Consider the following 25,802-nt stretch of genomic DNA (forward strand, 5'->3'; position numbering starts at 1 on the left):
GGCGTCTCAGTGACTGCCCAAGGCGTCTCAGTGACCGTTGAAAGCGTCCCGCATGCGGCTGAAGAAGCCGCCCTGCTTGCTCAGTTCGGCTACGTCCTCGCCGCGTGTCTTGGCGAACTCGCGGAGCATCCGTTCCTGGTCGGCGGTGAGTTTGGTCGGCGTCTTCACGTCCAGGTGGACGAAGAGGTCGCCGCGGCCCTGACCGCGCAGGTGGGGTACGCCCTTGCCACGGATACGGAGCGTGCTGGCCGGCTGGGTGCCCGGCTTGACCTCGATGTTCTCTTCGCCGTCCAGGGTCTTGATGGTCATCCGGGTGCCGAGGGCGGCGGCGGTCATCGGGAGTGTCACCCGGCAGTGCAGGTCGTCGCCCTTGCGGGAGTAGACGTCGTGCGGGCGCTCGTGGATCTCCACGTACAGGTCGCCGGCCGTGCCGCCGCCGGGGCCGACCTCGCCCTGCTGGGCCAGGCGGATCCGCATGCCGTCCTCGACGCCTGCCGGGATCTTGACGGTCAGGGAGCGGCGGGTGCGGATGCGGCCGTCGCCGGCGCAGGTCGGGCACGGGTTCGGGACGGTCGTGCCGTGGCCCTGGCAGTTCTGGCAGGGGCGGGACGAGACGACCTGGCCGAGGAACGTGCGCTGCACCGACTGGACCTCGCCCCGGCCGGAGCAGACCTCACAGGTGGCCAGGTGGGTGCCGGGCGCGGTGCCGGCGCCGGAACACTGGGTGCAGAGCACCGCGGTGTCGACGGTGATCGGCGCCTCGACGCCGAAAGCGGTCTCCACCAGGTCGAGTTCGAGACGCAGGATGGCGTCGGCGCCGGGGCGGGTGCGCGGGCGCGGGCCTCGGGAGCCACCGCCGGCGGCCGTGCCGAAGAACGCGTCCATGATGTCCTGGAAACCGACGAACGGTCCGGCTCCACCGGCGCCGCCGGGCATGCCACCACCGGGCGCGAGCGGGTCACCGCCGAGGTCGACTATCTGCCGTTTCTGCTCGTCGGAGAGCACCTCGTACGCCGCGTTGATCTCTTTGAACTTGTCGTGCGCCTCGGGATCCGGGTTGACGTCCGGGTGGTACTGCCGAGCGAGTTTGCGGTAGGCGCGCTTGATCTCGTCGTCGGTTGCCTCCCGGCTCACACCGAGAATTCCGTAATAGTCCTTGGCCACGGGGTTTGGAGTCCTCAATGTCTGCGCGAATCCGTCAATTCTGTGCCAACAGGTCGCCAACGTAGCGTGCCACTGCACGAACGGTAGCGATAGTGCCGGGGTAGTCCATCCGGGTGGGGCCCAGCACGCCGAGCCCCCCGACGATAGTGGTACCCGGGCCGTAGCCACTGCTCACCACGGACGCCGACCGCAGGTTGTCGATCTGATTCTCGTCGCCGATCAGGACCCGTGTGGTGCGGGGCTCCAGATCGCCGATGAGTTTCAGCAGGATGACCTCCTCCTCGAGGGCTTCGAGGACCGGCCGCAGTGTGCCCTGGAAGTCCAGCACACCGCCTCGTGTCAAGTTTGCCGTCCCCGCGAGGGCGAGGCGCTCCTCACTCCGCTCGACGAGTGTCTCCAGGAGCACCGAGGCCAGGCAGGTCATCGCGGCACGGCGCTCGGGGTCGCAGTCCTCCACCAGTTTCTGCACCAGGGGTGGGGTGTCGGCGAGCCGCTGACCGGCCAATTTCTCGTTGACCCGGCGGCGCAGCTCCCACACGTCGCCGTCCTGCACCGGGCCGGGCATCTCGACCAGGCGCTGCTCGACCCGGCCGGTGTCGGTGATCATCACGAGTGTGAGCCGGGTCGTGGACATCGGCACGATCTCCAGATGGCGCACGGCGGAGCGGGACAGACTGGGATACTGCACCACGGCGACCTGGCGGGTGAGCTGGGCCAGCAGGCGCACCGTGCGGTGCACCACGTCATCCAGGTCGACGGCGCCGACCATGAACCGCTCGATGGCGCGGCGCTCGGCCGGGCTGAGCGGTTTGATCCGGGTCAGGCGGTCGACGAACAGGCGGTAACCAGCGTCGGTGGGCACCCGGCCGGCGCTGGTGTGCGGCTGCCGGATGAAGCCCTCCTCCTCCAGCACCGCCATGTCGTTGCGGACGGTGGCCGGAGAGACGCCGAGCTTGTGCCGGTCCACCAGGGCTTTGCTGCCGACCGGCTCCTGGGTCTCGACATAGTCCTCGACGATCGCCCGGAGCACCTCGAGCTTGCGGTCATCCAGACTCATATGACCCCTCCCTCCGTTGGCACTCCCGCTAATAGAGTGCCAGTCTACGTCCCCGGCGGCGGCAATGCGATGATCGAAAGTACGTAGCGGGCTCAGATCTTGAGGTGGCACCGCCCTCGACCGGTTCGAACCGGGGTCCTAGCGTGTGTTTCATGACTGAGCCGCCCCGCCCGCCGGACGACGATCCGACCGCTCCGTACAACGCGCCGGGAGGCTATCCGCCACCGCCGCCGTACACCCCGCCGCCCACCTCCGGCGCCGGCGGATACCCGCCGCCCACGTCCGGCGCCGGGGGATATCCGCCGCCTCCGCCGTACGGCGATCCCTACGCCCAGCAGCACTACGGACCGCCCCAGTACGGCCCACCCGCCTCCGCCGAGGAGCGCACCTGGGTGCTCGTGGCGCACTTCGGCGGGGCGGCCGCGGCCTTCTTCGGTGGGGTGTTCCTCGGCTGGATCCCGCCGCTGGTGGCATATCTGGCCCGCGGCAACCAGTCCCCGATCGTGCGAGCCGAATCACTCAAAGCGCTGAACTTCCAGCTGGTCTGGACCATCGTGGGCGTGATCGGTTACGTGCTGATCATCTGTGCCGGGCTGGGCCTGCTGGTCACCGGCGCGGCCTGGCTGGTGTCGACCATCTTCGGCGTGATCGCGGGGATCAAGGCGCTGAACAACGAGCCGTACAACTACCCGATGACCTATACCTTCATCAAGTGATCAGAGCACGTCACGGATGACCGCGTCGGCGAGCAGGCGGCCGCGCAGCGTGAGCACGAGACGCCCGTCCTGGTACGGTCCCGGCTCCAGCAGCCCGTCCGCCAGCGCCCGCGCGGCACCCGTGGCGTCCACCCGGCTCAGCGGGATGCCCTCCCGCAGCCGGACCCGGAGCATCACGTCCTCCATGTGCCGGTCGTCGTCGCCGAGCAGTTCGCGCCCTTGGCCGGGTGAGGTGCCGGCGGCGAGGCGTCTGGCGTACGCCGACGGGTGCTTGACGTTCCACCAGCGCACCCCGCCGACGTGGCTGTGCGCGCCCGGCCCGAGCCCCCACCAGTCGGCGCCGGTCCAGTAGAGCATGTTGTGCCGGCATCGGGCGTCGTCGCCGCGGGCCCAGTTGGACACCTCGTACCACTCGAATCCGGCCTCGGTGAGGGCCGCCTCGGCGGCCAGGTAGCGGTCGGCGGCCACGTCGTCCTCCGGGAAGGGCAGCTCACCCCGCCGCATCCGGCCGGCCATCCGGGTGCCGTCCTCGACGATCAGCGCGTACGCGCTCACGTGGTCCACTCCGGCGTCCACCACGGCTCGCAGCGATCCGGCGAAGTCGTCCGCCGACTCACCCGGCGTGCCGTAGATCAGATCCAGGTTGACGTGCTCGAACCCGGCCTCCCGGGCTTCGATCGCGGCCTGTGGCGCCCGGCCCGCGGTGTGTTTGCGGTCCAGCACGCGCAGCACGTTCGGCGCGGTGGACTGCATGCCGAGCGAGATCCGGGTGAAGCCGGCCCGGCGCAGCCGCCGCAGGTACGCCGGGTCGACCGACTCCGGGTTGGCCTCGGTGGTCACCTCGGCACCGGGGGCCAGCCCCCACGTCCGGTCGATGCCGTCCAGGATCCGGCCCAGGTCGTCGGTGCTGAGCAGGGTGGGGGTGCCGCCGCCGACGAAGACGGTGTCGACCGGGCCGGGCTCGATCACCCGGGCGGCCAGGGCCAGCTCGGACAGGACGGTGCCGGCGTACTCGTCGCGGCTCGCCCCGCCGCCCAGCTCGCTCGCCGTGTAGGTGTTGAAGTCGCAGTATCCGCACCGGCTGGCGCAGAACGGGACGTGCACGTAGACGGCGAAGCCGTTCTTGCCCACCTCATGGGTGGCCTCGTCGGGGAGGGACCCGTCGTCGGGTACGGGTTCACCATCGGGAAGAGCGCCGGCCATGGGTCAAGTGTGCACGGCATAGGGTTCCGGGATGGATCTGGTCCAGACCGTCACCGCCGCCGGCGTGACCACGATGACACTCGACAACCCGAAGAGCCGTAACGCGCTCTCCACCGCCCTGCTCGGAAAGCTGCTGACGGATCTCGCCGCGGCCGCCGCCGACCCGGAGTGCCGGGTGGTGGTCCTCTCCCACACCGGCCCGGTCTTCTGCTCGGGTGTCGATCTGCGGGAGACCGCCGCGGCCGGCCCGGGCGACCGGCTGCCCGCCGAGATGCTCGCCGACGTGCTGGCCGTGCTCTGGGAGTTCCCGAAACCGGTGGTGGCCCGGATCGGCGGGCCGGCCCGCGCGGGTGGGCTGGGCCTGATCGGCGCGGCCGACATCGCGGTCTGTGTGCGCTCGGCCACGTTCGCCTTCACCGAGGTGCGGCTGGGCGTCATCCCCGCGGTGATCAGCGCCACCGTGCTGCCGCGCCTGGCGCCGCGGGCGGCCGCCGACCTGTTTCTCACCGGTGACGTCTTCGACGGGGCGCGCGCCGCGGCGATCGGCCTGGTCACCGCGGCGGTCGGGGAGGACGAGCTGGACGGCGCGGTGTCCGGATACTGCGCGTCGCTTCTGCGTGGCGGCCCACTCGCGCTCGCCGGGACCAAACAACTTCTCCGCCGTACGGCCGATCCCTCGATCCGGGTCGACCTGTCGGATCTCGCGAACCGGTCGGCAGGTCACTTCAAATCCGCCGAAGGGCGGGAAGGGGTGGCCGCGAGCAGGGAGAAGCGTGACCCGGACTGGGTTCGATGATCGTCAGGCACAATGATCATCAAGGTCTCGAGTGACGCGGGGGCATGAGCGCTCGTTGTCCAGGCTTGGCGGGAGAGGTGAAGAGAGACGGTGAGAGTGCGCACGCGAACGATCGTGGGTGTGATCGCCCTGCTCTCCGTCGCCGCCGTGGCCGGCGTGGTCGTGCTGATCGACAACCTGGCCGGCCGGATCCAGCTGCCCCGCTTCGATCCGGAGTGCACCGTCGTCGCCGACGGCCGGGTGACCCTCGACTCGGCCCAGATGGCCAACGCGGCCACCATCGCCGCGGTCGGCGTCCGGCGCGGGCTGCCCGAGCAGGCGGTCGTGGTCGCGCTGGCCACCGCGTTCCAGGAGTCCAAGCTGGAGAATCTGGACGACGGTGACCGCGACTCGGTGGGCCTCTTCCAGCAGCGCCCGAGCCAGGGCTGGGGGACGTTCGAGCAGATCAAGGACCCGCGGTACGCCGCCGGCAAGTTCTACTCGGCCCTGCGGAAGGTCAAGGGCTGGGAGGAGATGCGGATCACCGACGCCGCCCAGGAGGTGCAGCGTTCGGCGTACCCGGAGGCCTACGAGAAGTGGGCCGACGAGTCCCGGGTGCTGGCCGCGGCGCTGACCGGGCGGGCCACCGGGGCGGTCGAGTGCAGCGTTCCGGACGATCCGGCGATCCGTGGCGCGGAGGCCGCGGCGGCGCTGCTGACCAGTCTGAAGCTGGACTGGGGCAAGAAGCTGGGCGGGCAGGCCCGCAGCGCGCAGGCGGCCGGGCTGACCGTGGAGGTGGCCAGTTCGGACACCGGTTGGCGATTCGCGCACTGGCTGGTGGCGCACGCTTCCGCCACCGGACTCGAACGGGTACGTTTCGGTGATCTCGAGTGGCACGCCCCCAAGGGAAAGTGGCTTCCGGTCACGGACGGCAGCGGGGGCGGTCAGGCTCAGGTGGTCGCCGAGGTGTTCCGTTGAGACTTCGTCGCAAGTATCGGTGACTACCCGTAATGTCCACCTTGCCCACCGGCAGGTTGCGCTCTGTATATATCGACATGGACAGTCCGCAACCGCCCTGGTACTAAGTAGGTCGTGCTGACGGCGATCGTGTGGGCCCTGCTGGGGGCGGGAAGCGTCGGCGCCATCCTCATCGGTGTGCGCCGTCACCGCCCGATCCGGCGCGCCCCCTGGCTGCTGCTGGCCGGTTCGCTCGCGGCACTGTCCGTCGGTGACGTGCTGTACGAGTACGACCGCCTCCCCGCTCTCGCCGACACCGTCTACCTGGCGATGTTCGCCCTGGTCGCGATGAGCCTGATCCAGTTCACCCGGGCCGGTTCACTGCTTCCCGACCGGGCCCGGCTGATCGACCTGGTCGCGTTCGCCTGCGCCGCGATGCTCGTCCTCTGGGTCTTCGCGATCGGCTCCGGCACCCGGTTCCAGACCGTCCCCGCCGCCGACGTGATCGGCGACCTGCTGCTGATCGCGGTGGCCCTGCGCCTGGTCGCCGCCGACCGGCGCAACGTCTCGGCGTACCTGCTGGTGGGTGGCGGGCTGGCGATGCTGGCCGGCGACGTCCTCTACCCGCTCACCCATGAGAGCCCGGTCGCCGAGTCCGCGTTCGCGCTGCTCTACCTGGCGTGGGGCGCGTCCGCGCTGCACCCGTCGATGGCCCGGCTCACCGAGCCGCACCCGGCCCGGCTGGCGCCGTGGCGGTTCCGGGACACCACGCTGCTCGCCGTCTCCGCCGCCGTCCCGCCGCTCGTGCTGGTGATCGAGGCCCTGTCCGGCCCGGTCCGCAACGGCGTCGTCATCGCGGTGACCGGCGCGGTCACCCTGGTCCTCACCATCACCCGGCTCGCCGACTCGGCCCAGCAGCACAGTCAGGCCCTCACCCGGGAGCGGGCGCTGCGTACCGCGAACACCGCGCTGGTCGCCGCCGCCGACCCGCCCGCCGTGGAGGCCGCGGTCCAGGCGGCGGTCACCCGCCTGCTGCCGGCCGGTGCGGTCCGCCGGGTCGCCCTGGCCACCGACGACGCCGGGCTGACCCGGGAGGGACTGCCGTCGGCGCCCGCCGGTGGCGGCACCCGCAGCTGGTGGACCGGCGCCGCCGAACCCGACGAGCGCACCCTGATCTGCCCGCTCCGGCTGGAGCCGCTCGCGGTGGCCCGGCCCAGCGGCGGGGCGCTGATGGTCACCGGCCGCCGGGAGGCCCTGGTGGCCGGCCGGGACGCGCTGGAGGTGCTGGCCGGTGAGGCCGCCCTGGCCCTGGACCGGATCACTCTGGTCGAGGCGGTCGGCCGGCGGGACAGCGATCTCTATCTGCGGGCGGTCACCGGCAACACCGCCGAGATCATGGCGGTGGTCGACTCCGACCACCGCATCCGGTACGCCAGCCCGGGCCTGCGCAGCCTGACCGGGGTCGCCGAGATGCCGCCGCTCACCGCTTTCGACGAGCTGGTCCACCCCGACGACCAGGAGGCGGTACGCCGGGCCCTGCGCACCGAGGGGGACGGCAAGGTGTTCTGCGCCCTGCCCCGGCCGGACGGCACCCAGGTGCTCGCCGAGGTGCGGTACCGGGATCTGCGCGCCGACCGGCTCGTCCAGGGGCTGGTCGTCACCCTGCGGGTGGTCGCCAGCCGCAGCGACGTGATCGAACCGGCCCCGCATCACGAACATCAGGGTGGATTGCCGGCCTGGGTGAATCGGCGCAGTGCACAGCACAAATTCCGCTATTGATCTTCCGGGCCTTATAGAAAGATCCGCTTATGCCATTCATCTTCTGAAAACGCGAAATGCCGGCACCCCAGGGGGCCGGCATTCGCGTTTTATGGAGTTGTCGAACCGCGGGTCAGCGGGTCAGGCGGCGACGGCCACCGACACCAGCGACCAGGGCGACACCGATGGCGGCCAGAGCGACCTGGAAGGCGAACTCGATCCAGTCGAAACCAGCGGTGTCCGCGACACCGGCAGCGCGGGCGATCACCGTGCCGAGCAGCGCGGCGACCACACCGACGACCATCGTCAGCCACAGCGGGATGTTCTGCTTGCCGGGTACCACGAGCCGGCCGAGCGCGCCGATGACCAGACCGACGATCAGGGCGACGATGATGCCGGTGAGCGTGAACTCCATGGGAATCCTCCTCGGGGGGTGGAGCTTTATGGTTGCGTCCGTCGAGCAACTGGATTCCCGACCCCCCGAGAAATCAAACCGCCCTATTTTTTAGTCGTCCCCTTGGTGTCACCGGCGTCGGAAGTGGACAGCGCGGCGATGAAGGCCTCCTGGGGAACCTCCACCCGGCCGACCATCTTCATCCGCTTCTTGCCTTCCTTCTGCTTCTCCAGCAGCTTGCGCTTCCGGCTGATGTCACCGCCGTAGCACTTCGCCAGCACGTCCTTGCGGATGGCGCGGATCGTCTCGCGGGCGATGATCCGGGAGCCGATGGCCGCCTGGATCGGCACCTCGAACTGCTGCCGTGGGATCAGTTTCTGCAGCTTGGCCGCGATCGTGGTGCCGTAGGTGTACGCCTTGTCCTTGTGCACGATCGCGCTGAACGCGTCGACCGGCTCGCCGTGCAGCAGGATGTCCACCTTCACCAGGTCGGCGACCTGCTCACCGGAGGGCTCGTAGTCGAGTGACGCGTACCCCTTGGTCTTGCTCTTCAACTGGTCGAAGAAGTCGAAGATGATCTCCGCGAGAGGCAGCGTGTAGCGCAGTTCCACTCGTTCGGAGGACAGGTACTCCATGCCGAGTAGGCTGCCCCGGCGGCTCTGGCACAGCTCCATCACGGCGCCGACGTACTCGTTCGGCACCAGCACCGTCGCCCGGACCACCGGCTCGTGGATCTCGGCGATCTTGCCGGACGGGAACTCGCTCGGGTTGGTGACGATCGAGTCCTTACCGTCCTCGGTGAACACTTGATAGACCACGTTCGGCGCGGTGGAGATAAGGTCCAGGCCGAACTCGCGCTCCAGCCGCTCACCGATGATCTCCAGGTGCAGCAGGCCGAGGTAGCCGACACGGAACCCGAAACCGAGCGCCGCCGACGTCTCCGGCTCGTAGGTGAGCGCCGCGTCGTTCAGCTTCAGCTTGTCCAGGGCGTCCCGCAGCGCCGGGTAGTCCGAGCCGTCGATCGGGTACAGGCCCGAGTAGACCATCGGCTTCGGGTCCTTGTAGCCGCCGAGCGCGTCCTTGGCCGGACGGTTGTTGCCGGTGACCGTGTCGCCGACCTTCGACTGGCGGACGTCCTTCACACCGGTGATCAGGTAGCCGACCTCGCCGACACCCAGCGCCTTCGCCTTCTCCATCTCGGGCGAGACGACACCGATCTCCAGCAGCTCGTGCACCGCGCCGGTGGACATCATCTTGATCTTGTCGCGGGCCTCGATCCGGCCGTCCACCACCCGGACGTAGGTGACCACGCCGCGATACACGTCGTACACCGAGTCGAAGATCATCGCCCGGGCGGGGGCGTCCGCGTCACCGACCGGCGGCACGAACTGGCGGACGATCTCGTCCAGCAGGTGATCCACCCCGACACCGGTCTTGCCGGACACCCGGAGCACGTCGGACGGCTCACAGCCGATCAGCTTCGCCAGCTCCTCGGCGTACTTCTCCGGCTGCGCCGCCGGTAGGTCGATCTTGTTGAGCACCGGGATGATGTGGAGGTCGTTCTCCATCGCCAGGTACAGGTTGGCGAGGGTCTGCGCCTCGATCCCCTGCGCGGCGTCGACGAGCAGCACGGCGCCCTCACAGGCGGCCAGGCTGCGGGACACCTCGTAGGTGAAGTCCACGTGACCCGGGGTGTCGATCATGTTGAGGACGGCGGTCTCGCCCTGCTTGTCACCCTCCCGGACCGTCCACGGCATCCGAACGGCCTGCGACTTGATGGTGATGCCGCGTTCGCGTTCGATGTCCATCCGGTCCAGATACTGCGCACGCATCTGGCGCGGGTCGACCACCCCGGTGATCTGCAGCATCCGGTCGGCCAGCGTCGACTTGCCGTGGTCGATGTGGGCGATGATGCAGAAGTTGCGGATGCGGCCGGGATCGGTCGATCCGATCACGTTCACGCCGGGGTCGAGCGGTCCAGGCACGGTCTTCCGTTCTTCTCGGGCTGCGGGCGCTCTCTCGGGCCGCAGGTGGACGCCGGAGCCAGGCCGGCGCGGGGTGATGCCGGAGCCAGGCCGGCGTCCCCTATCGTCCCACGTCCGCGAGGGAAGCTCCGATCACACCCGTCAGGGGCGCTCACATCGGCGGCTCCAGGAAGAGCGCGGACAGCTTGGGCAGGCGGCGGCGCATCTCGTCCTCGTCGTCGAAGTCCCACAGATCGGCCACCTCCGGCCGGGTCCGTGGTCGCTCCCCCACCGGCATCGCCGCGCCGGTGGCCTGCTCGTAGGCCCGCGCCGCGATGCCCAGCACCTCCTCGGCCTCGAAGACCGCCCCGGTGTCGGCCGCCGCCTTGATCACCGCCACGTTGGCGAGCACGTCGGGCCGCTGCACCGCCGCCGCCACCGCCTTGCGCCCGTGCGCGATCAGCCAGCCCCGGAACGCGTCGAACCCGGCCTCGTCGGCCCCACTGTTGATCAGATAGGCGGCGGCCCAGAGATCCTCGGTGCCGGAGGCGACCATCACCTTCTCCAGGTGCCGCCCCCAGGCGACGATCTCCTCGGGATCGCAGCCGGCCAGCTCGGCGACGGCACGCTCGGCCACCGCGGCGGGTGAGGCCGGCCGGTCGGCGGTGGCACGGTCGATGACCGCCCAGAAATCGTCGGTTCGCATACCGAGATCCTGCCAGTGGGGTACGACAATTCCACGGACGGCAGGATGGGGACATGCGGCCGATCACTCTGCCCGAGGTTCCGTACGACGCCACCGCCGTACGCCCGCAATGGTCCGACCTGCCGGAAACCGTGCGCGAATCGATCACCGCGCGCCTCGGCTCGCCGGTCTCCGTGGCACGCGGCGCCGGCGGCGGATTCACCCGGGCCTTCGCCGCCCTGCTGGAGACCGAGGACGGGACCAGGGCGTTCGTGAAAGCGGCGCCGTCGAACGACCCGACCGCCGAGTGGTACGCCCGGGAAGCCGCCCTCACCGCCGCCCTCCCCGCCGAGGTGACCGCCGCGCGCCCGCTCTGGACCATGACCGCGTCTGATCACTTCGTGCTCGCCCTGGAGCCGGTCGACGGCCGGATCCCGGCGCTCCCCTGGTCGCAGGCCGACCTGGACACCACGCTGCGCACCTGGTCGTCGGCGGCCACCGCGCTCGCCTACCCGTCACCACGGCTGCTGGAGATCGGCATGCCCACCCTGCCGGACATCCTGCGCGACGAGATGTCGTGGTGGTCACTGATCGCCAAGCGGCGGGAACCGATGCCCGAGGCGGCCCGCGCCACGATCGCCCCGGACCGCCTCGCCGACCTGGCCCGCCTCGAACGTGCCCTGCCGGAGATCGCCGCAGGCGACGGGATGTGCCACGGCGACCTGCGGGTCGACAACGTGCTGATCGACACCGGCGGCCGGGCCTGGCTCTGCGACTGGACCTGGCCGTGCCTGGGCGCGCCGTGGTTCGACACGGTCACACTGCTGGTCAGCGCACACGCCAGCGGCCTGGACACGGACGCGGTGCTGCGGGCGTGGGGCGCGCCGGACGAGGGGGTGGACGGCGCGCTGGCAGCCCTGGCCGGGTACTGGCTGGTCCGGGCCTCCGGCGGGCCGAGCAGCGCGTCCCCGCACAGCCGTCAGCACCAGCGGTTCAGCGGCGGGCAGGCACTCGCCTGGCTGTCCGAACGCCGCGGCTGGACACCCGGCAGGCGCCGCTGGCTCCGGCGGTGATCCCGGCCGTTTTGGCGGCTCGGAGGGGTGCTGGTAGTCTGATTCCTCGCGTGTGGTGACACGCTGTTGTTTCCTGCCCCGGCCTAGCCGGGTGAGACGGCCGCGCGGTGACCACTCGTTTGGACCATTTTTCCGAACTAGTCAGGACAAGGCTGTCGCGTGGCGAACATCAAGTCCCAGATCAAGCGCAACCGGCAGAACGAGAAGGCCCGTCTGCGCAACAAGTCGGTCAAGTCTTCGCTGAAGACCGTGATCCGCAAGCTGCACGAGGCGAGCGACTCGGGCAACGTCGAGTCGGCCACCGCGCTGCTGCGTGACGCCTCGCGTCAGCTGGACAAGGCTGTCAGCAAGGGCGTCATCCACAAGAACCAGGCGGCCAACCGCAAGTCGGCCATCGCCAAGAAGATCGCCACGCTGTCCGCCTGATCCTCGCCGGATCAGATCGGCCGCCGCACTGTTGCGGTCGGTGATCTAAAGCCCGCTTCCGTAGCGGGCGGCTTCAACGAACCCGGGCACCGCCGGACCTTCCACGGTCCACAGCGGTGCCCGGTGGCATTTCCCACCAGAACCCGATTGCCGCGGTACGCCACCCCAGCCTCCCGCCGCCCACCTCACCACCACCCGCGGGCCTCGTCCCCGGCCCCGCCGGCACACTCCCACAGCCGTCGCCCGGCATGGCGCCCCAAGTCACGACAGCTGCCTCCCGAGTAGCCGCACCGCGATGCCGCGCCCCTGACAGCCGCCGCGCCACAAGCCGCACCTCCCGGCAGCCGCCGCGCCCACAAGCCGCACCTCCCGGCAGCCGCCGCGCCCACAAGCCGCACCTCCCGGCAGCCGCCGCGCCCACAAGCCGCACCTCCCGACAGCCGCCGCGCCCACAAGCCGCACCTCCCGACAGCCGCCGCCCACCGCCATCCGGCAACCGTCGCGCATCGCGGACACGGCCACTCACAGCCTCCGCGTCTTGTCTTGCCCCGTTCACAGAGCTCCCGCAACCGCCTCGATCACCGGCCCGATCGCCATGAGTCTTGTTCTCCACGGTCGGCCCGCGCGGCCAGTTCCCCACACAAGCGCCCGATCTCGGGTGATTCATCACCCTTCTGAGCATTCCTCTCGGTCGGCGGCTCGCTCACCGCCGACGCTTCACAAAGGCGACCGCAAACTCTGCAACCTCGGCCGACTCACCACCAATACGAGTCTTCGCCCTGGCCGCCGACCCGCTCACGGTGCCACTGGCCGCCAGCCCCACTCACGGTGCCACTGGCCGCCAGCCCCACTCACGGTGCCACTGGCCGTCGGCCCGCTCGCGGTCCACTCCCCGCGCGAGTGGCCGTCTTTCCGGCCCCACCCTGGCCGATCTTGGTGGATTTTCCGCCGCTTTCGCGGCTTGTTTCTCGGCTGCCTGATCACTTGCGGTCAATTCCTCGTGCGGGCGACTCGCTCAGCCGAGATCTTGGGGGATTTACCACCGTTTCCGGTGGTAAATCCCCCAAGATCGGCCAGGGCGGAGCCGGAAGGCGGACACTCGCGCGGGGAATTGACCGCGAGCGGGCCAGCAGCCGAGAAGAAGGCTCCATCCGGTGGAAAATCCGCCAAGATCTGCCAGGGCCAGGGCCAGGGTCGGGGCCAGGGCCAGGGCCAGGGCCAGGGTCGGGGCCAGGGTCGGGGCCGGGGCCGGAAGGGGGACACTCGCGCGGGAACTGACCGCGGACGGGCCAGCAGCCCAGAGGAAGACTCTTTCCGGCGGTAAACCCACCAAGATCTCGGCCGAGCAGCTCGCCCGCGTGAGGGATTGACCGCGAGTGATCCGGCGACCGAGCAGACGCCAGCCGGAGTGTCGGCCTATCAATCGGCCGAGCAGCTCACCCGCGTGAGGGATTGACCGCGAGTGATCCGGCGACCGAGCAGACGCCAGCCGGAGTGTCGGCCTATCAACCAGCAGCCGGGCGACCGGAATGCCCGAAGTGCCGACCGGTCATTCGTAGCGACGGGCCGCGGCCTGCCGAGCCACCTGCTGCCGGACGTCGAGTTGATCCGCCCATGGTCGGCGAGCAGCCGTGTTACCGCCGGACGGCCGGGGCTCCCCGCCCTGGCCGTCGTGTGGAGCTCCACCGGACGGGGCGTAGGGATGCCCGTATCCGGACGCCCCCGCCATGAACGTGCCCGGTGCGAGGGTGCCCGCCGCAGGCACATCGGCCAGCCCGTCGTTCCGGTACCCACCGGTCATGAACTCGGGCGACACCGTCGGCCCGTATCCCACCGCCGCCGGATCCCGCGAGACGATCGGCGCGAGTCTCGCCGGCCGGCCGAGGTCGTCATTCCTCGTGACAGACGGCTCCTCGTAGCCTCTTGCCGCGGCGGGCTCCGCATACCCCCGCGTGGTAGGCGGCTCCGCAAACCCGCCGCCCGGGCCGGAGAACGCCCCGTATCCACCGCCGGCCTGCTCGAGACCGCCGGCAGTCCCGGAAGACATCCCGTAACGCCCACCCTGCCCGGCGAACTCCTCGGGAGAAGCCCCGTATCGGCCGCCACCCTGCTCGGCGAATTCCTCGGGCGAAGCCCCGTATCCCACGCCGGCCTGCCCGGCGAACTCCTCGCGCGCTCCAGGAGAGGTCCCGTATCCCCCAGCCGGGCCGGTGGACGCCTCACGACCGGTCTCTCCGGCGGGCACCCCGTAACGCCCGGCTTGACCGGCGGACGCCCCGGCACCACCCCGGGCGAAGATCGAGGTGACCGCCGTCTCCGCCCCCGGGTCATCGGCCGGGCTGAAGGAGTAGGTCGTCCCCCTCCGCGCCCCGTCACCGGACGGCCGAGTGGCCGGCCAGTCTCGGGGTGGCGAACCCACCGGGCGCCCGCCGGAGGCAACCCCGGGCGGGGCGGAATCGGTGGCACCCCGCGCGGCATACCCCTCGGAATCGTTGAAATCCGACGCCGCATAGCCCTGGGAGCCGGTGGAAGCCGACGCCGCATAGCTCTCAGAGCCGGTGGAAGCCGACGCCGCATGACCCTCGGAGTGCGTGATCCGGGCCGGGCGCAGCACGGCGGCACGAGCCGACGCCGTCTCGCCGGCCACCGGGCGTGGGGTGAACGCACCGGCGACCAGATCGTTGAACTTCACCATCAGTGCGACCGTGAACGGCAGGACCAGCACACCCCACCAGCTGACCAGCTCGGCCAGGGCCAGCAGGACGCCGAGCACCAGCGCGCCCTCCAGGAAGACGAAGCAGAGCAGTCCGCTGGGTGCGAGGTGACGCAGGCGCAGCACCCGAGCGTACAGCGGCTGGCCCGCGATGGGCTGGGACCGAACCGTCCGGGTCATCGGGATCCCCCGCCCTGCCGGGCCGCCGCGATGGCGAAGACCGTCTGCTCCAGGGCGTAACCCCGGTCCTCGGCACCGCCCTTGACGGCGGCGTTGCAGTCGGCGGCCGCGCGCATCGCGTCGACCAGGCCCTCGGGGGTCCAGCCGCGGCTGCGGGCCTGTGCCTTCTCGATCTTCCACGCCGGCATGCCGAGAGTGCCGGCCAGCTGGTACGGGTTGCCGCGCCCGGCTGACGCCACCTTCGCGACGGTCCGCACGCCGTCGGCGAGGGCGTCGGCGATCGGCACCGGATCGACGCCGACGTGCAGTGCCCAGCGCAGGGCCTCCAGCGCGCCCGGCAGGTCGCCGACCATTGCCGCGTCGGCCACCGCGAACCCGGTGACCTCGGCCCGGCCCTTGTAGTAGCGCGCGACCACCGCCTCGGTGATCTTGCCGTCGGTGTCGGCGAGCAGCTGCGAACAGGCCGCCGCGATCTCCCGAAGGTCGTTGCCGACCGCCTGGAGCAGCGCGGACGCGGCCGAGTCGTCGCAGCGCGCCCCGTTGCGGCGGAACTCGTTGCGGACGAAGGCGATCCGCTCAGCGTCCTTCTTCAGCTTCATCACCGGGACGACGGTGGCGCCGGCCGCCCGGAGACCGTCGGCGAACGCCTTGCCCTTGGCCCCGCCCACGTGCGTCACGATCAGGGTGACATCGGGGTCGGGGCTCTTCGCGTAGGCCAGCAGGGTGGCGCTGAGGTCCTTGCGCACGTCCTGCCCGTTACGGATAGTGAGGACCCGGCGTCCGCCGAACAGCGAGGGGCTCAGCATCTCGGCGACCTCACCGGGCACGAGGGAACCGGCCTCGTACTCCCGGACGTCCGCTCCCGGGTCCGTGGACCGCGCCGCGTCGACCGCCTCGGCGACGGCTCGGGCGGCGAGTAGCTCCTCATCACCTTGGACGAGCAGCAACGAGGGGGGCGGCGCGGCATTCACGTGCAACATCGTCGCACGGGGGACCGACAGTTCCGCGAGCCTCACTCGTTAGCGCAGACGGCTGATCACCAAACACGAAACCAGACATATCGGCAACCTGATATCCCTTCACGCCCGTAGAGTCGCCTGCTCAGGCCTAACACACTCGTCAGCGACTTGTACTATTTCGCCCTTTATTGAGACTTATCAGGGGTAAACTCGACCTCGATCGCGTTACTCCTCCGGCGTGTCGCACCCCTCATGGCGGTGGGTCACCGCGCCCGGCCACCGCCAGGCCGCCGTCGACCGTGACAACCGCGACATCCCCCAATTCATCGGTACGTGTGATCGTGGCCCCGCCCCGGGCGATGCGGCCCAACAACGACGGGTTCGGGTGCCCGTAGTCGTTGTCCCGCCCGACCGACACCAGCGCCACCGCCGGATCCACCGCGTCCAGCAGTTCCGGATCCTGCAGAGCACTCCCGTGGTGGGCGACCTTCAGCACGTCGGCCCGCAGCCCGGCCCCGTACACGCCCGTCAGTTCCTCCTGCTCCTCCGTCTCGGCATCCCCCAGCAGCAGCACCGAACGGCCACCGGAGACCGCCCGTACGATCAATGAGTTGTTGTTCGGGTCCGAGTTCGTCCCCCGCATCGGCGTGACCGGGCCGAGCACCTCCAGCCGCAGGTCACCGACCGTCCAGACCCAGCCCGGACCGGCCGCCCGCACCGCGATCCCGGCCCCGGCGGCGGCCTCCTCGACGGCGGCCCGGCCACCCGCGGGCTCCGGCCAGTCCGGTCCGATCACGGCGCCCACCTCGCGGTCCCGGAAGACTCCGGTCACCCCACCGATGTGGTCGGCGTGGAAGTGGCTGACGATCAGGATCACCACGGTACGAACCCCGAGCCGGCGCAGACAGTGGTCGACCGCGTTCGGCTCCGGCCCGGCGTCCACCACCACCGCCCGTCCCGCCCCGGCCGCCAGCACCAGCGCGTCACCCTGCCCGACCGCGCAGGCCACCACCAGCCAGCCGGGCGGTGGCCAGCCGGAGGCGAGCAACCGCACCGGAAGAGCCCCGATGATCGCGCCGAGAGCGATGACGAGCGCCAGCCGCCGTACGATCACCCGCCGCGCCGCGAACAGGAACGCCACCGTCAGCACCGCGAGCAGGATCCCGCCGAAGGTCCCGCCCGGCCACGGCAGCGCCCCCGACGGCACCCGGGCGCCGGTGTGCGCGATCAGCACCAGCCACTCGGTCGGCCAGTGCCCGATCCACGCCGCGAACTCGGCGGCCGCCGGCCACACCGGGGACAGCATCGCCGCCGCCACCCCGAAGACCGTGGCCGGGGCGATCGCCGGAACCGCGACCAGATTCGCCGGAACCGCGACGAGACTGACCGTCCCGGAGATGGCCGCGACCACCGGGCCGCAGGCGACCTGGGCCGCGGCCGGCACCGCCAGAGCCTCCGCCACACCCGCCGGGCAGCCCCGCCTCCGCAGCCCGTCGCGCCAGACCGGGGCGATCAGCAGCAGCCCGGCCGTGGCCAGCACCGACAGCGCGAACCCGGCGTCCGACGCCAGCTCCGGATCGGCGATCAGCAGCACCACGGCGCCCGCCGCCAGCGCCGGAACCGCCACCCGTGGCCGTCCGGCGGCCAGCCCGATCAGCCCGATCGTGCCCATCGCCGCGGCTCTGATCACACTGGGCGAGGGCCGGGCCAGGATGACGAAGCCGACGAGCGCCACCGCGCCGGCCAGCGCGCAGAGCATCGGACCGGCGCCCACCCGCCGCGCCACGAAGAGCACGACGCCGACCACGATCGTGATGTTGGTACCTGACACAGCGGTCAAATGCGTCAATCCGGTGGTACGGAAATCCTCCTCCAGCCCCGGATCCAGTCGGCTGGTGTCGCCGACGACCAGGCCTGGGAGCAACCCGCCGGAGTCGTCCGGCAGTGGTTCACAGGCTTTCTGGAGCCCCGCGCGCAGCACACCGGCCGCCCGCTGCGCCCACGACGGCTGCCCGATCGGCTCGGGCGCTTTCCGGGCCGAGAGCACCGCGGCCCGCAGGTCACCGGGCCGGGGAGGCATCAGCCGTCCACCGGCGGCGACCCGCTGACCCGGAAGCAGCCCCCGCCACCCCGGATCCGACCCCAGCACCAGTCCCCGAGCGGCCAGCCGGATCGGCGCGGCCCCTTCCGCCACGACGGTCTCGAAGTCGACGGCCACCAGGAAGGTGGGTGGCCCCGCGGTCCGTGCGAGCGGCCGCGGGTCGTCCCGGACAACCAGTTCCGCTCGTACGGTGGCACCGCTCGCCACCAGTTCCGCCAGCATCGGAGCCTCCCGCACCGACACCCGAGCCGCCGTGGCCACAGCCCCACACCCCACCCCGAGCAGCACCGCCACCCCGATCCACCGAACCGCGCCCGCCCAGCCCTCCGCCGCCCCGCGCCGGGAAGAGGGCATCGCCCCCGCCGCCCATCGACCTCCGCCCCACGAAGAAGGCCGCACCCTGCCCGCCCACCGACCCCCGCCCCATGAAGAAGGCCGCACCCTCTCCGCCCACCGGCTCCCGCCTCGCGAAGAAGGCCGCGCCCTCTCCGCCCACCGGCCCTCACCCCGCGAAGTGGGCAGCAGCGGCACCACGACGGTCAGGATCGCTGCCGTCAGGGCGGTGACCCCGATCGCCGAGCCCCAGACAGCCGGAACGTGCAACGCGGCCAGTGCCGCCATCCAGAGACCGATGGCGAACCCGGCCAGCCGCAGATCCGGGACCTTTCGCGAGTCAGGCGCCGGCCTGGCCATCAGACCGTCACCAGGTCCTTGAGCTGTTCGTAGCGGGAGTCGCCGATCCCGCTCACCTTCCGCAGATCGCTGACCGCCCGGAAGCCACCCTGCGACTCCCGGGCGTCGAGGATCCGCTGGGCGAGCACCGGCCCCACCCCGGGAAGCCCGTCCAGCTCGGCGAGGGTGGCGGTGTTGAGGTTCACCGGTGCGCCGCCGGGGCCGGGCGCTCCGGTGCCGGCGGGTGGGCCGGTGATGGCGCCCGGCGGCGGGGTGACACCGACCATGATCAACTCACCGTCGACGACCCGCCGGGCGAGGTTGAGGACGGCCACGTCGACCCCCGGGTTCGCCCCACCGGCTGCCTCCAGAGCATCGGCGACCCGGGCACCCGGGCTGAGACGCACCAGTCCCGGCTTGCGCACCTTCCCGCCGACCGCCACCACCACCTCGACCGCCGAACCACGCGCCGCCCCAGGCACACCCGTCCCGCCAGGAACCCCGATCCCACCGGTCGCACCGGTCCCGCCCAGCGTGCCGATCTCGCCGGGTCCACCGGCCGCACCGTCGTCAACAGCGGCGACGCCGCCGGGGCCGGCCACCTCGTCGAGCCGGGGCCGGGCCCGCCACGCCAGAAAAGCCGCCACCAGCACGACCACCACCGCGACGGCGGTCAGCGCCCGAACCCCGGGCCGCCCCGGATCGAAGGCGTGCAGCCACTGACGGCGCTCACCCTCGAACGCCCCCGCCGAACTGAGCCCGCCACCACCTCTGGCCCCATCAAGATCGTCCGCAGACGCCTCCTCCCACTGAACAGAGAAATCGGAGTCCCCCGACGTGTTAGCCATCGGCACAGCCGGCTCCGGCCGAGATGACATCGGCGCAGCGGATGACCCTGAAGGTGACGGCGACACGCGCCGGAACGACTCCGTCGTGTGAGAGCCATGAGCCGGAGCCGGTCTGGAAACCGGTGTCACACCGGGATGACCGCCCTGCTCTTTCTCGAAGCCATCCCCAGAACCGCGCTCAACGCCGAACCCGAGGCCATCCGTAGACGAATGACCCGACTCGGATGCCGGTCCAGCCGGAAGGCCCGGTCCCGTCGAAAAGTCCGGACCCGTCGAAAGGCCCGGTCCTGCCGGAAGACCCGGTCCGGCAACGGACGGCCTCCGCGCCGGAGAGCCCGGCCCGGGAGTAACAGCGCGCACCACCCCTGGTGCATCCCAGGGAAAGCCTGCTCCGGGTCCCGGAACAGCTCCGGACGGCTCAACAGCCCCGGACGGCTCACCTGAAGAGCCGTCGAAGACGCCACCGGGCGGACCGCCGTCCCGATCCGGCCCGGCGGAGAAACCGGACGCACCGGACGGCGGCGAACCGGTCCCGGAATCCGCCCCGAAAGGGGTGAGGTCATCCTCCTCCGAGCCCCAGGCCGGGACGATGTCAGCCCATTCCAACGGCCCCTCGTCGGGCACCGGCCGCCGCCCCGGCCCAGCGGCGGAAACCGGCTCCGGGGAGGAGCCGGCCCCTGGATGAAGACCGGTGGGAGGAACCGCCCCACGGCGGACACCCGTGGCAGGCGCCTGCCTCCGGCCAGCCCCGGAGGAGAGCACCGGCCCCCGGCCCGTACCTTCGGAGAGCACCGCCCGCAGCCGCGCTCCCACCACGTCACCGCTATCCTTCGCCTCTCGCACGGCCTGACCGTAGGAGCCTGGAAGCTCCGCCGCTCACACCCCTGTGGACAACTCGTCACTGTGGACAACCGAAGGACGCCCGTGCCCGAACCCGATACGCTTGCCTCGGTGGTGCTCCGGCTGCGGGCCGCCGGCTGCGTCTTCGCGGAGGACGAGGCGGCGATCCTGATCGAGGCGGCCACCGCCACGAAGGCGACCACCGGCGTGGAGGCGACCACCAGCACGGAGGCGGCCCTCACCGTGAGGTCGGTCACCGGCACGGAGTTCTTGGACACCCTGGTGGCGAGGCGCGTCTCCGGCGAGCCCTTGGAGCAGGTGGTCGGCTGGGCGGACTTCTGCGGGGTCCGGGTGCGCCTACGCCCCGGCGTCTTCGTCCCCCGGGTCCGCAGCGAGCTGCTGGTTCGGCTGGCCGCCGCCGAGATCGGCCCGCGGGCAGTGGTGGTGGACCTGTGCTGTGGTTCCGGCGCTCTCGGCCTCGCACTCCGAAGCCGCCGACCGGACATCCGCCTGCACGCCGCCGACCTGGACCCGGTCGCCGTGACCTGCGCGGCGGAGAACCTGGGCGTGGCACCGAACCCAGGCACGGCACGAAACGCGGGGGCGGCAGGGAGCCCGGGCACAGCACAAAACCCGGGCGCGGCACAGAACCCTGGCACAGCAGGAAACCCGAACACAGCACAGAACCCGGGCGCGGCACAGAACCCTGGCACAGCAGGAAACCCGAGCACGGCACAGAACCTGGGCACGGTAGGGAACCCGGACACAACACAGGACCTGGGCACGACAGGAAATCCGAGCACGCCAGGGAAGCCGGGCGCACCGGAGGACCACGACGAACAGCCACCCCCGGAAGCCTGGGACGAATCCGGCGTTCAGCAGCGGCCGGACCCCTGGGCGGAGGCGGGCGGACAGGACCGGCCGCGAGTTCATCAGGGCGACCTATTCCACGCCCTGCCACCGCGTCTGCGCGGGCGCATCGACCTGCTGCTGGCCAATGTCCCCTACGTGGCGACCCGCCACATCCCGTTTCTGCCCGCCGAAGCCCGCGATCACGAACCGCACACGGCGCTGGACGGCGGCGACGACGGGCTGGCGATCTTCCGCCGGGTGGTCGCGGGCGCCGCCGACTGGCTGTCCCCCACCGGCCTGCTCATCTCGGAGATCACCGAGGCGCAGACGCGGGCCGCGATCGAGGTGGTGGAACGTCACGGATTGACTGCCACGGTGCTGACCGACGATGATCTCGACGCTCGCGCGATCCTGGCGAGACGCCGGTGATGGGACGGCCGCCGGTGACAGATAACCGCAGGTCATAAGCGCCCACTGATAGGAGGCGGTGACCGGAAGGGAGGATCCCGTGGGCCTGCTCCGCAGGATCGCCCGCGCCCGCCTGGCCGGCCGGATGCTTCGCCGCCTGCGCCGGGCCGGTGTCACGGACGCCCGCTATCTGTCCCGCCCGTTCGAGATCCGTTTCACCGCGCCGGGTGACGCGGAGCCGACGATTCTGCCGCTGGCCCCGTTTCTGTCCGGCCGCCGTACCCCGGACGATCTGATCGCCGAGTTGTTGCGGGTCCCGGTGTCGTGGCGGGAGGCGGCGCCTCTGTTGCGCCCGGTGTTGCGGGGCTCGGTCCCGGGTTCCCCGCTGCACCGGCCGGTTCTGCCGTTCCTGTCGGAGTTCGTGGTCGTCGATCAGCCCGACACGATGACGTACGTGACCGAGGCCCAGTCCGCCACCTGGCGCTCCACCGCGGACCTCATCTTCGCCACCGCCCGGGCGAATCTGACCGGCGCCACCATCCAAGGCGATGTGACGACCGTCCGTTTCGTGGATGACGGCGACGCCTACTGGACCTCGCATCTGCTGCTCCCGGGCTGGCTGTCCCGTCTGGCGGAGCAGTTGGGCGGCGCCCCGGTGGCGTTCGCCCCGGAGCGCGGCACCCTGCTGGTGACGGCGGCCGGCAGCCCGCACCTGCCGGCCCTGTTCGCCGAGGTGGAGCGGTTGTTCGTGACGTCGCCGCACCCGTTGAGCCCGATGGCGTACGTGAGTGACGAGAACGGCTGCACGGTTCCCTACCGGCCGGGTCCGGACGACGAGCTGTTCCGGGCCACGCGGCGGGCGGAGTGCCTGCTGGCCATGCACGAGTACGCCCGGCACCCGGCCCCGGGGGAGGCCGCGCTGACGATGGTGGACGGCTGGCGCACCCGGGCGCTGTGGCCGGCGGACGGGCCGATCCTGCTGCCGGAGGCCGACGAGGTGACGTTCGGGGACCGTACGGTGCCGTGGGCGGATCTGCTGCCCCATCTGACCCGTACCGGGCACGAGCCGCCGCGCTGGTCCGCGAGTTCGTGGCCCGTACCGGATGATCAGGGTCTTTGATGAACGACGACGCCGGCCAGCCCTGGTCCGGTGTGTGCCGCGACGACCGCGCCGACCTCGGTGAGGTAGCAGTCGCGCAGCCGGTCGCCGAGCCGGTCGCCGAGTGCTCCGGCGAGGGCTGACGCCCGGGCGGGGGTGCCCAGGTGGTGGACCGCGATGTCGGCCTCGCCGGTGCCGGCGGCTTCGACGGCGAGGTCGACGAGGCGGGTGAGGGCCCGTCCGGCGGTCCGGACCCGGTCGCGGACGGTGACCGCGCCGTCTTCCACGTGCAGGATCGGTTTGACCGACAGGGCGGTGCCGACGAGGGCGGAGGCGGCGCCGATGCGGCCGCCGCGGCGCAGGAATTCCAGGGTGTCGACGTAGAAGAGGGTGGTGACCCGGCCGGCGACCGCGCTCGCCGCCCGGGTGACGGTGTCGAGGTCTCCGCCGTCGCGGGCGGCCGCGGCGGCGGCCAGCGCGGGGAAGCCGAGGCCCATCGCCGCGGTGCCGCTGTCGACGACCCGGACGCGGGGCCCGACTTCGGCGGCGGCGAGCTGGGCGGCCTCGTGGGTGCCGGAGAGTTTGGCGGACAGGTGTACCGAGACGACACCGTCGGCGCCGGCGTCGAGCAGGCGGCGGTATTCGGCGGTGAACTGGGCGGGTGCCGGCCGGGAGGTGCTGACGGCGGCCCGGCGGGCGGTGAGCGCGCCGGCCACCTCGGCCGGGGAGACCTCGATGCCCTCCAGCCCGTCCCAGCCGTTGATCACGACGGTGAGCGGCACGATGGTCAGGTCATACGTGCCGCTCAGCTCGGCCGGCAGGTACGCGGTGGAGTCGGTCACAACCGCGATGGTCATGCAGGCAAGGTACTCGACTCAGTTGACGGTGAGCGACGTGACCTCGAACGGTTGCCCCTGCTGGCAGGTGGTCATCAGGCCGGGCTGGGCCTTGCCGACGACGGTGACCGAGGCCCCGGGGCGGAGTTTGGCGCGCAGGCTCTCGTCCCTGATGATCAGCTGGTGGTCGCCGGTGCCGTCCTTGAGCAGGACGCATTTCGGTTCGACGCCGGCGCTCACCGTGCCGGTCAGGGTGACCGACCCCGGTTCCGCGGAGCCGTCGGCCGACGGCGCGAGCGAGGGCGGGGCCGAGGCCGGGGCCGAGCTCGAGAAGGCGGGCTCGGGGACTCCGCCCGCGTCGATCGGAGCGTTGTTCGCGCAACCGGCGGTGAGCGCCAGGAACAGCGCGGCGGGGACGACGGTCTTACGGATCAGCATGGTGATCAGACGTTACCGGAACGGATCCGGTTCCCTCAGAGAACCCCGACGTTGTACGCCGCCAGCTGCCACCCACGGGAGTCGTCGTGGGTCAGGTCGACCCAGTGACAGTTCTGCAGGGCCCGCAGGGTGCGCATCTGCTCCCGTGGCCAGCCGAGCAGCTGGCCGACACCCTGCCGGGCCGCCCCACCGTGGGAGGCGACCACGACGGTGCCGCCGGGGGCGAGACGGGCCGCGTCCTGCAGCCCGTCGCCGACCCGTTTGCCGAGGTCGTCGAGGGACTCCACGCCGCAGCCGAGGTCGTCGTCGCCGGCTTTCCACCGGGCGTGCTCCGCGGGGTGTGTGGCGCGGATCTCGTCGGTGGTCAGGCCCTGCCACTCGCCGAAGAACCGCTCCCGCAGCCGCTGGTCGGGCCGGATGTCGAGCCCGGTGCGGGTGGCCAGCGCGGTGGCGGTCTCGTACGCCCGGCTCAGGTCGCTGGCGACGATCACGTCCGGGGACAGCCGGGCCAGCAGATCGGCGGCGTCGGCGGCTTGGCGGCGGCCCAGCTCGTTGAGCGGGATGTCGGCCTGGCCCTGGAACCGGGAACTCGCGTTCCAGTCGGTGTTGCCGTGCCGCCAGACGATGAGGCGGGTCACGGTGCCTCGGCGCCGGCTTCGGCCAGGTCCCGGTCGACGAACGGGATGATCGGGCAGTCCTTCCAGAGGCGGTCGAGGGCGTAGAACTCGCGCTCCTCGGCATGCTGGACGTGCACCACGATGTCGACGAAGTCGAGGAGCACCCAGCGGCCCTGGCGCTCGCCCTCGCGCCGCACCGGCTTGGCCTTCTCCGGGAGGTGGACCAGTGCTTCCTCGATCGCGTCGACGATCGCGATCACCTGCCGCTCGTTGGAGGCGGAGGCGATGACGAACGCGTCGGTGATGTAGAGCTGCTCGGCGACGTCGATGATGGAGATGTCGTGCGCCTTCTTGTCCGCTGCGGCCTGTGCGGCCGCCAGGGCTAGTTCGAGAGCGCGTTCGGTGACGGGCAAAAGGGGTCCCCTCGGTCGGGTGTCAGGACATCAAGCGTCTCACACCGGGTCGGCAGTCCCCGAGTCCCGATACAGGCCCCGCTTGTTGATGTACTGCACGACACCGTCCGGTACCAGGTACCAGACCGGCAGCCCGGCTGCCACCCGGTTTCGGCAGGCGCTGGACGAGATGGCCATCGCCGGGACCTCGACCAGGGTCACGCTGTCGGCCGGCAGGTGCTCGTTGCTGAGTTCGAAACCCGGCCGGGTGACGCCGATGAAGTGCGCCAGGCCGAGCATGGTCAGCGCGTCCTTCCACGACATGATGCGGGCCAGGGCGTCGGCGCCGGTGATGAAGTACAGCTCGGCCGACTGCCCGTAGACGGCACGCATGTCCCGCAGCGTGTCGACGGTGTAGGTGGGACCGTCCCGGTCGATGTCGGCGCGGCTGACGTGGAAGCGCGGGTTGGAGGCGGTGGCGACGACCGTCATCAGGTAGCGGTCCTCGGCGGGCGAGACCCGGCCCTTCTCGTACGGCTGGCCGGTGGGGACGAACATCACCTCGTCCAGATCGAATCGCGCCTGGACCTCGCTCGCCGCGACCAGGTGCCCGTGGTGGATGGGGTCGAACGTCCCACCCATGATCCCGATACGCTTACCCGACATATGGTGAAT

Annotated in this window: 22 protein-coding genes and 1 pseudogene; 8 read left to right on the forward strand and 15 right to left on the reverse strand. The window is 71.2% G+C overall.

Going from position 1 to position 25,802, the window contains the following annotated elements; translation table 11 throughout:
* Positions 1-27: 27 nt before the first annotated feature.
* Together dnaJ and hrcA are read right to left on the reverse strand one after the other, a co-directional pair.
* Entirely contained in the window at positions 28-1,164 is a 1,137-nt protein-coding gene (gene dnaJ / locus ACQ0O7_RS12605; RefSeq protein ID WP_430782200.1) for a molecular chaperone DnaJ, read from the reverse strand.
* A 34-nt stretch (positions 1,165-1,198) separates the two neighbouring features.
* Positions 1,199-2,221 (reverse strand): heat-inducible transcriptional repressor HrcA, encoded by a 1,023-nt coding sequence (gene hrcA, locus ACQ0O7_RS12610; RefSeq protein WP_430782201.1) that lies wholly within the window; start codon positions 2,219-2,221, stop codon positions 1,199-1,201.
* A gap of 152 nt (positions 2,222-2,373) precedes the next feature.
* Here hrcA and ACQ0O7_RS12615 point away from each other — a divergent pair, with 152 nt between their 5' ends.
* Positions 2,374-2,937 (forward strand): DUF4870 domain-containing protein, encoded by a 564-nt coding sequence (locus tag ACQ0O7_RS12615; RefSeq protein WP_430782202.1) that lies wholly within the window; start codon positions 2,374-2,376, stop codon positions 2,935-2,937.
* On the opposite strand, the gene hemW is transcribed toward ACQ0O7_RS12615, so the two are convergent.
* The gene (hemW, locus tag ACQ0O7_RS12620) at positions 2,938-4,140 is read right to left on the reverse strand and encodes a radical SAM family heme chaperone HemW (RefSeq protein ID WP_430782203.1); all 1,203 of its coding nucleotides are present in this window, start codon (positions 4,138-4,140) and stop codon (positions 2,938-2,940) included.
* 31 nt (positions 4,141-4,171) lie between these two features.
* Between hemW and ACQ0O7_RS12625 the strand changes: the two genes are divergently transcribed.
* The 3 genes from ACQ0O7_RS12625 (at position 4,172) to ACQ0O7_RS12635 (ending at position 7,651) form a co-directional block, all read left to right on the forward strand.
* Positions 4,172-4,936, forward strand: coding sequence for an enoyl-CoA hydratase-related protein (locus tag ACQ0O7_RS12625; RefSeq protein WP_430782204.1), 765 nt, complete (start codon positions 4,172-4,174; stop codon positions 4,934-4,936).
* A 90-nt stretch (positions 4,937-5,026) separates the two neighbouring features.
* Complete coding sequence (locus ACQ0O7_RS12630) at positions 5,027-5,893, forward strand: hypothetical protein (RefSeq protein ID WP_430782205.1); 867 nt, start codon at positions 5,027-5,029, stop codon at positions 5,891-5,893.
* Positions 5,894-6,007: 114 nt separating this feature from the next.
* Positions 6,008-7,651: a diguanylate cyclase gene (locus ACQ0O7_RS12635; protein ID WP_430782206.1), complete on the forward strand. Its 1,644-nt coding sequence runs from the start codon at positions 6,008-6,010 to the stop codon at positions 7,649-7,651.
* A 112-nt stretch (positions 7,652-7,763) separates the two neighbouring features.
* Here the strand turns inward: ACQ0O7_RS12635 and ACQ0O7_RS12640 are convergent, their stop codons facing one another.
* The 3 genes from ACQ0O7_RS12640 to ACQ0O7_RS12650 form a co-directional block, all read right to left on the reverse strand.
* Complete coding sequence (locus tag ACQ0O7_RS12640; protein WP_430782207.1) at positions 7,764-8,045, reverse strand: GlsB/YeaQ/YmgE family stress response membrane protein; 282 nt, start codon at positions 8,043-8,045, stop codon at positions 7,764-7,766.
* Positions 8,046-8,128: 83 nt separating this feature from the next.
* Positions 8,129-10,009 (reverse strand): translation elongation factor 4, encoded by a 1,881-nt coding sequence (lepA, locus tag ACQ0O7_RS12645; RefSeq protein ID WP_430782208.1) that lies wholly within the window; start codon positions 10,007-10,009, stop codon positions 8,129-8,131.
* Between the two features lie 151 nt (positions 10,010-10,160).
* The gene (locus ACQ0O7_RS12650; protein ID WP_430782209.1) at positions 10,161-10,694 is read right to left on the reverse strand and encodes a DUF4240 domain-containing protein; all 534 of its coding nucleotides are present in this window, start codon (positions 10,692-10,694) and stop codon (positions 10,161-10,163) included.
* Between the two features lie 53 nt (positions 10,695-10,747).
* On the opposite strand from ACQ0O7_RS12650, the gene ACQ0O7_RS12655 reads away from it, so the two are divergent.
* Together ACQ0O7_RS12655 and rpsT are read left to right on the forward strand one after the other, a co-directional pair.
* Positions 10,748-11,746, forward strand: coding sequence for a phosphotransferase family protein (locus ACQ0O7_RS12655; protein ID WP_430782210.1), 999 nt, complete (start codon positions 10,748-10,750; stop codon positions 11,744-11,746).
* Positions 11,747-11,905: 159 nt separating this feature from the next.
* Complete coding sequence (rpsT, locus tag ACQ0O7_RS12660) at positions 11,906-12,172, forward strand: 30S ribosomal protein S20 (protein ID WP_430782211.1); 267 nt, start codon at positions 11,906-11,908, stop codon at positions 12,170-12,172.
* Between the two features lie 2,668 nt (positions 12,173-14,840).
* On the opposite strand, the pseudogene ACQ0O7_RS12665 reads toward rpsT, so the two are convergent.
* From ACQ0O7_RS12665 to ACQ0O7_RS12680, 4 genes and pseudogenes are all read right to left on the reverse strand, one after another.
* A pseudogene (locus ACQ0O7_RS12665) lies at positions 14,841-15,065 on the reverse strand (hypothetical protein); the annotation flags it as partial.
* Positions 15,062-16,045, reverse strand: coding sequence for a DNA polymerase III subunit delta (gene holA / locus ACQ0O7_RS12670; protein ID WP_430782212.1), 984 nt, complete (start codon positions 16,043-16,045; stop codon positions 15,062-15,064). The gene holA and the pseudogene ACQ0O7_RS12665, both read right to left, overlap by 4 nt.
* 229 nt (positions 16,046-16,274) lie before the next feature.
* The gene (locus tag ACQ0O7_RS12675; protein WP_430782213.1) at positions 16,275-18,479 is read right to left on the reverse strand and encodes a ComEC/Rec2 family competence protein; all 2,205 of its coding nucleotides are present in this window, start codon (positions 18,477-18,479) and stop codon (positions 16,275-16,277) included.
* Between the two features lie 338 nt (positions 18,480-18,817).
* On the reverse strand, positions 18,818-19,675 hold the full coding sequence (locus ACQ0O7_RS12680; RefSeq protein ID WP_430782214.1) for a helix-hairpin-helix domain-containing protein: 858 nt from the start codon (positions 19,673-19,675) through the stop codon (positions 18,818-18,820).
* Between the two features lie 894 nt (positions 19,676-20,569).
* Here ACQ0O7_RS12680 and ACQ0O7_RS12685 point away from each other — a divergent pair.
* A complete protein-coding gene (locus tag ACQ0O7_RS12685; protein ID WP_430782215.1) occupies positions 20,570-21,766 on the forward strand; it encodes a methyltransferase in 1,197 nt (398 codons plus the stop codon).
* Positions 21,767-21,845: 79 nt separating this feature from the next.
* Positions 21,846-22,865, forward strand: a complete 1,020-nt coding sequence (locus ACQ0O7_RS12690; RefSeq protein WP_430782216.1) for a hypothetical protein — start codon at positions 21,846-21,848, stop codon at positions 22,863-22,865.
* On the opposite strand, the gene ACQ0O7_RS12695 is transcribed toward ACQ0O7_RS12690, so the two are convergent.
* The 5 genes from ACQ0O7_RS12695 to nadD are packed head-to-tail and all read right to left on the reverse strand — an operon-like array spanning position 22,853 to position 25,793.
* Complete coding sequence (locus ACQ0O7_RS12695; protein WP_430782217.1) at positions 22,853-23,701, reverse strand: DegV family protein; 849 nt, start codon at positions 23,699-23,701, stop codon at positions 22,853-22,855. The genes ACQ0O7_RS12690 and ACQ0O7_RS12695 overlap by 13 nt on opposite strands.
* Before the next feature lie 18 nt (positions 23,702-23,719).
* Entirely contained in the window at positions 23,720-24,118 is a 399-nt protein-coding gene (locus ACQ0O7_RS12700) for a hypothetical protein (protein WP_430782218.1), read from the reverse strand.
* 35 nt (positions 24,119-24,153) lie between these two features.
* Positions 24,154-24,756, reverse strand: coding sequence for a histidine phosphatase family protein (locus ACQ0O7_RS12705; protein ID WP_430782219.1), 603 nt, complete (start codon positions 24,754-24,756; stop codon positions 24,154-24,156).
* On the reverse strand, positions 24,753-25,148 hold the full coding sequence (gene rsfS / locus ACQ0O7_RS12710) for a ribosome silencing factor (protein WP_430782220.1): 396 nt from the start codon (positions 25,146-25,148) through the stop codon (positions 24,753-24,755). Before rsfS ends, ACQ0O7_RS12705 begins: the two co-directional genes overlap by 4 nt.
* A 39-nt stretch (positions 25,149-25,187) precedes the next feature.
* Positions 25,188-25,793 carry a nicotinate-nucleotide adenylyltransferase gene (nadD, locus tag ACQ0O7_RS12715; RefSeq protein WP_430782221.1) on the reverse strand — a complete coding sequence of 202 codons (606 nt, stop codon included), beginning with the start codon at positions 25,791-25,793 and terminating at the stop codon, positions 25,188-25,190.
* Positions 25,794-25,802 lie beyond the last annotated feature (9 nt).

It is taken from the genome of Actinoplanes sp. G11-F43 (genome assembly GCF_050589265.1).
Taxonomy (GTDB): Bacteria; Actinomycetota; Actinomycetes; order Mycobacteriales; family Micromonosporaceae; genus Actinoplanes.

Excerpts from the sequence above, each read along its gene's own strand:
- hrcA (WP_430782201.1), bottom strand. The coding sequence starts at position 2,221 with ATGAGTCTGGATGACCGCAAGCTCGAGGTGCTCCGGGCGATCGTCGAG.
- ACQ0O7_RS12615 (WP_430782202.1), top strand. The coding sequence starts at position 2,374 with ATGACTGAGCCGCCCCGCCCGCCGGACGACGATCCGACCGCTCCGTAC.
- hemW (WP_430782203.1), bottom strand. The coding sequence starts at position 4,140 with ATGGCCGGCGCTCTTCCCGATGGTGAACCCGTACCCGACGACGGGTCC.
- ACQ0O7_RS12625 (WP_430782204.1), top strand. The coding sequence starts at position 4,172 with ATGGATCTGGTCCAGACCGTCACCGCCGCCGGCGTGACCACGATGACA.
- ACQ0O7_RS12640 (WP_430782207.1), bottom strand. The coding sequence starts at position 8,045 with ATGGAGTTCACGCTCACCGGCATCATCGTCGCCCTGATCGTCGGTCTG.
- ACQ0O7_RS12650 (WP_430782209.1), bottom strand. The coding sequence starts at position 10,694 with ATGCGAACCGACGATTTCTGGGCGGTCATCGACCGTGCCACCGCCGAC.
- ACQ0O7_RS12655 (WP_430782210.1), top strand. The coding sequence starts at position 10,748 with ATGCGGCCGATCACTCTGCCCGAGGTTCCGTACGACGCCACCGCCGTA.
- holA (WP_430782212.1), bottom strand. The coding sequence starts at position 16,045 with ATGTTGCACGTGAATGCCGCGCCGCCCCCCTCGTTGCTGCTCGTCCAA.
- ACQ0O7_RS12675 (WP_430782213.1), bottom strand. The coding sequence starts at position 18,479 with ATGCCCTCTTCCCGGCGCGGGGCGGCGGAGGGCTGGGCGGGCGCGGTT.
- ACQ0O7_RS12680 (WP_430782214.1), bottom strand. The coding sequence starts at position 19,675 with ATGTCATCTCGGCCGGAGCCGGCTGTGCCGATGGCTAACACGTCGGGG.
- ACQ0O7_RS12695 (WP_430782217.1), bottom strand. The coding sequence starts at position 23,701 with ATGACCATCGCGGTTGTGACCGACTCCACCGCGTACCTGCCGGCCGAG.
- ACQ0O7_RS12700 (WP_430782218.1), bottom strand. The coding sequence starts at position 24,118 with ATGCTGATCCGTAAGACCGTCGTCCCCGCCGCGCTGTTCCTGGCGCTC.
- nadD (WP_430782221.1), bottom strand. The coding sequence starts at position 25,793 with ATGTCGGGTAAGCGTATCGGGATCATGGGTGGGACGTTCGACCCCATC.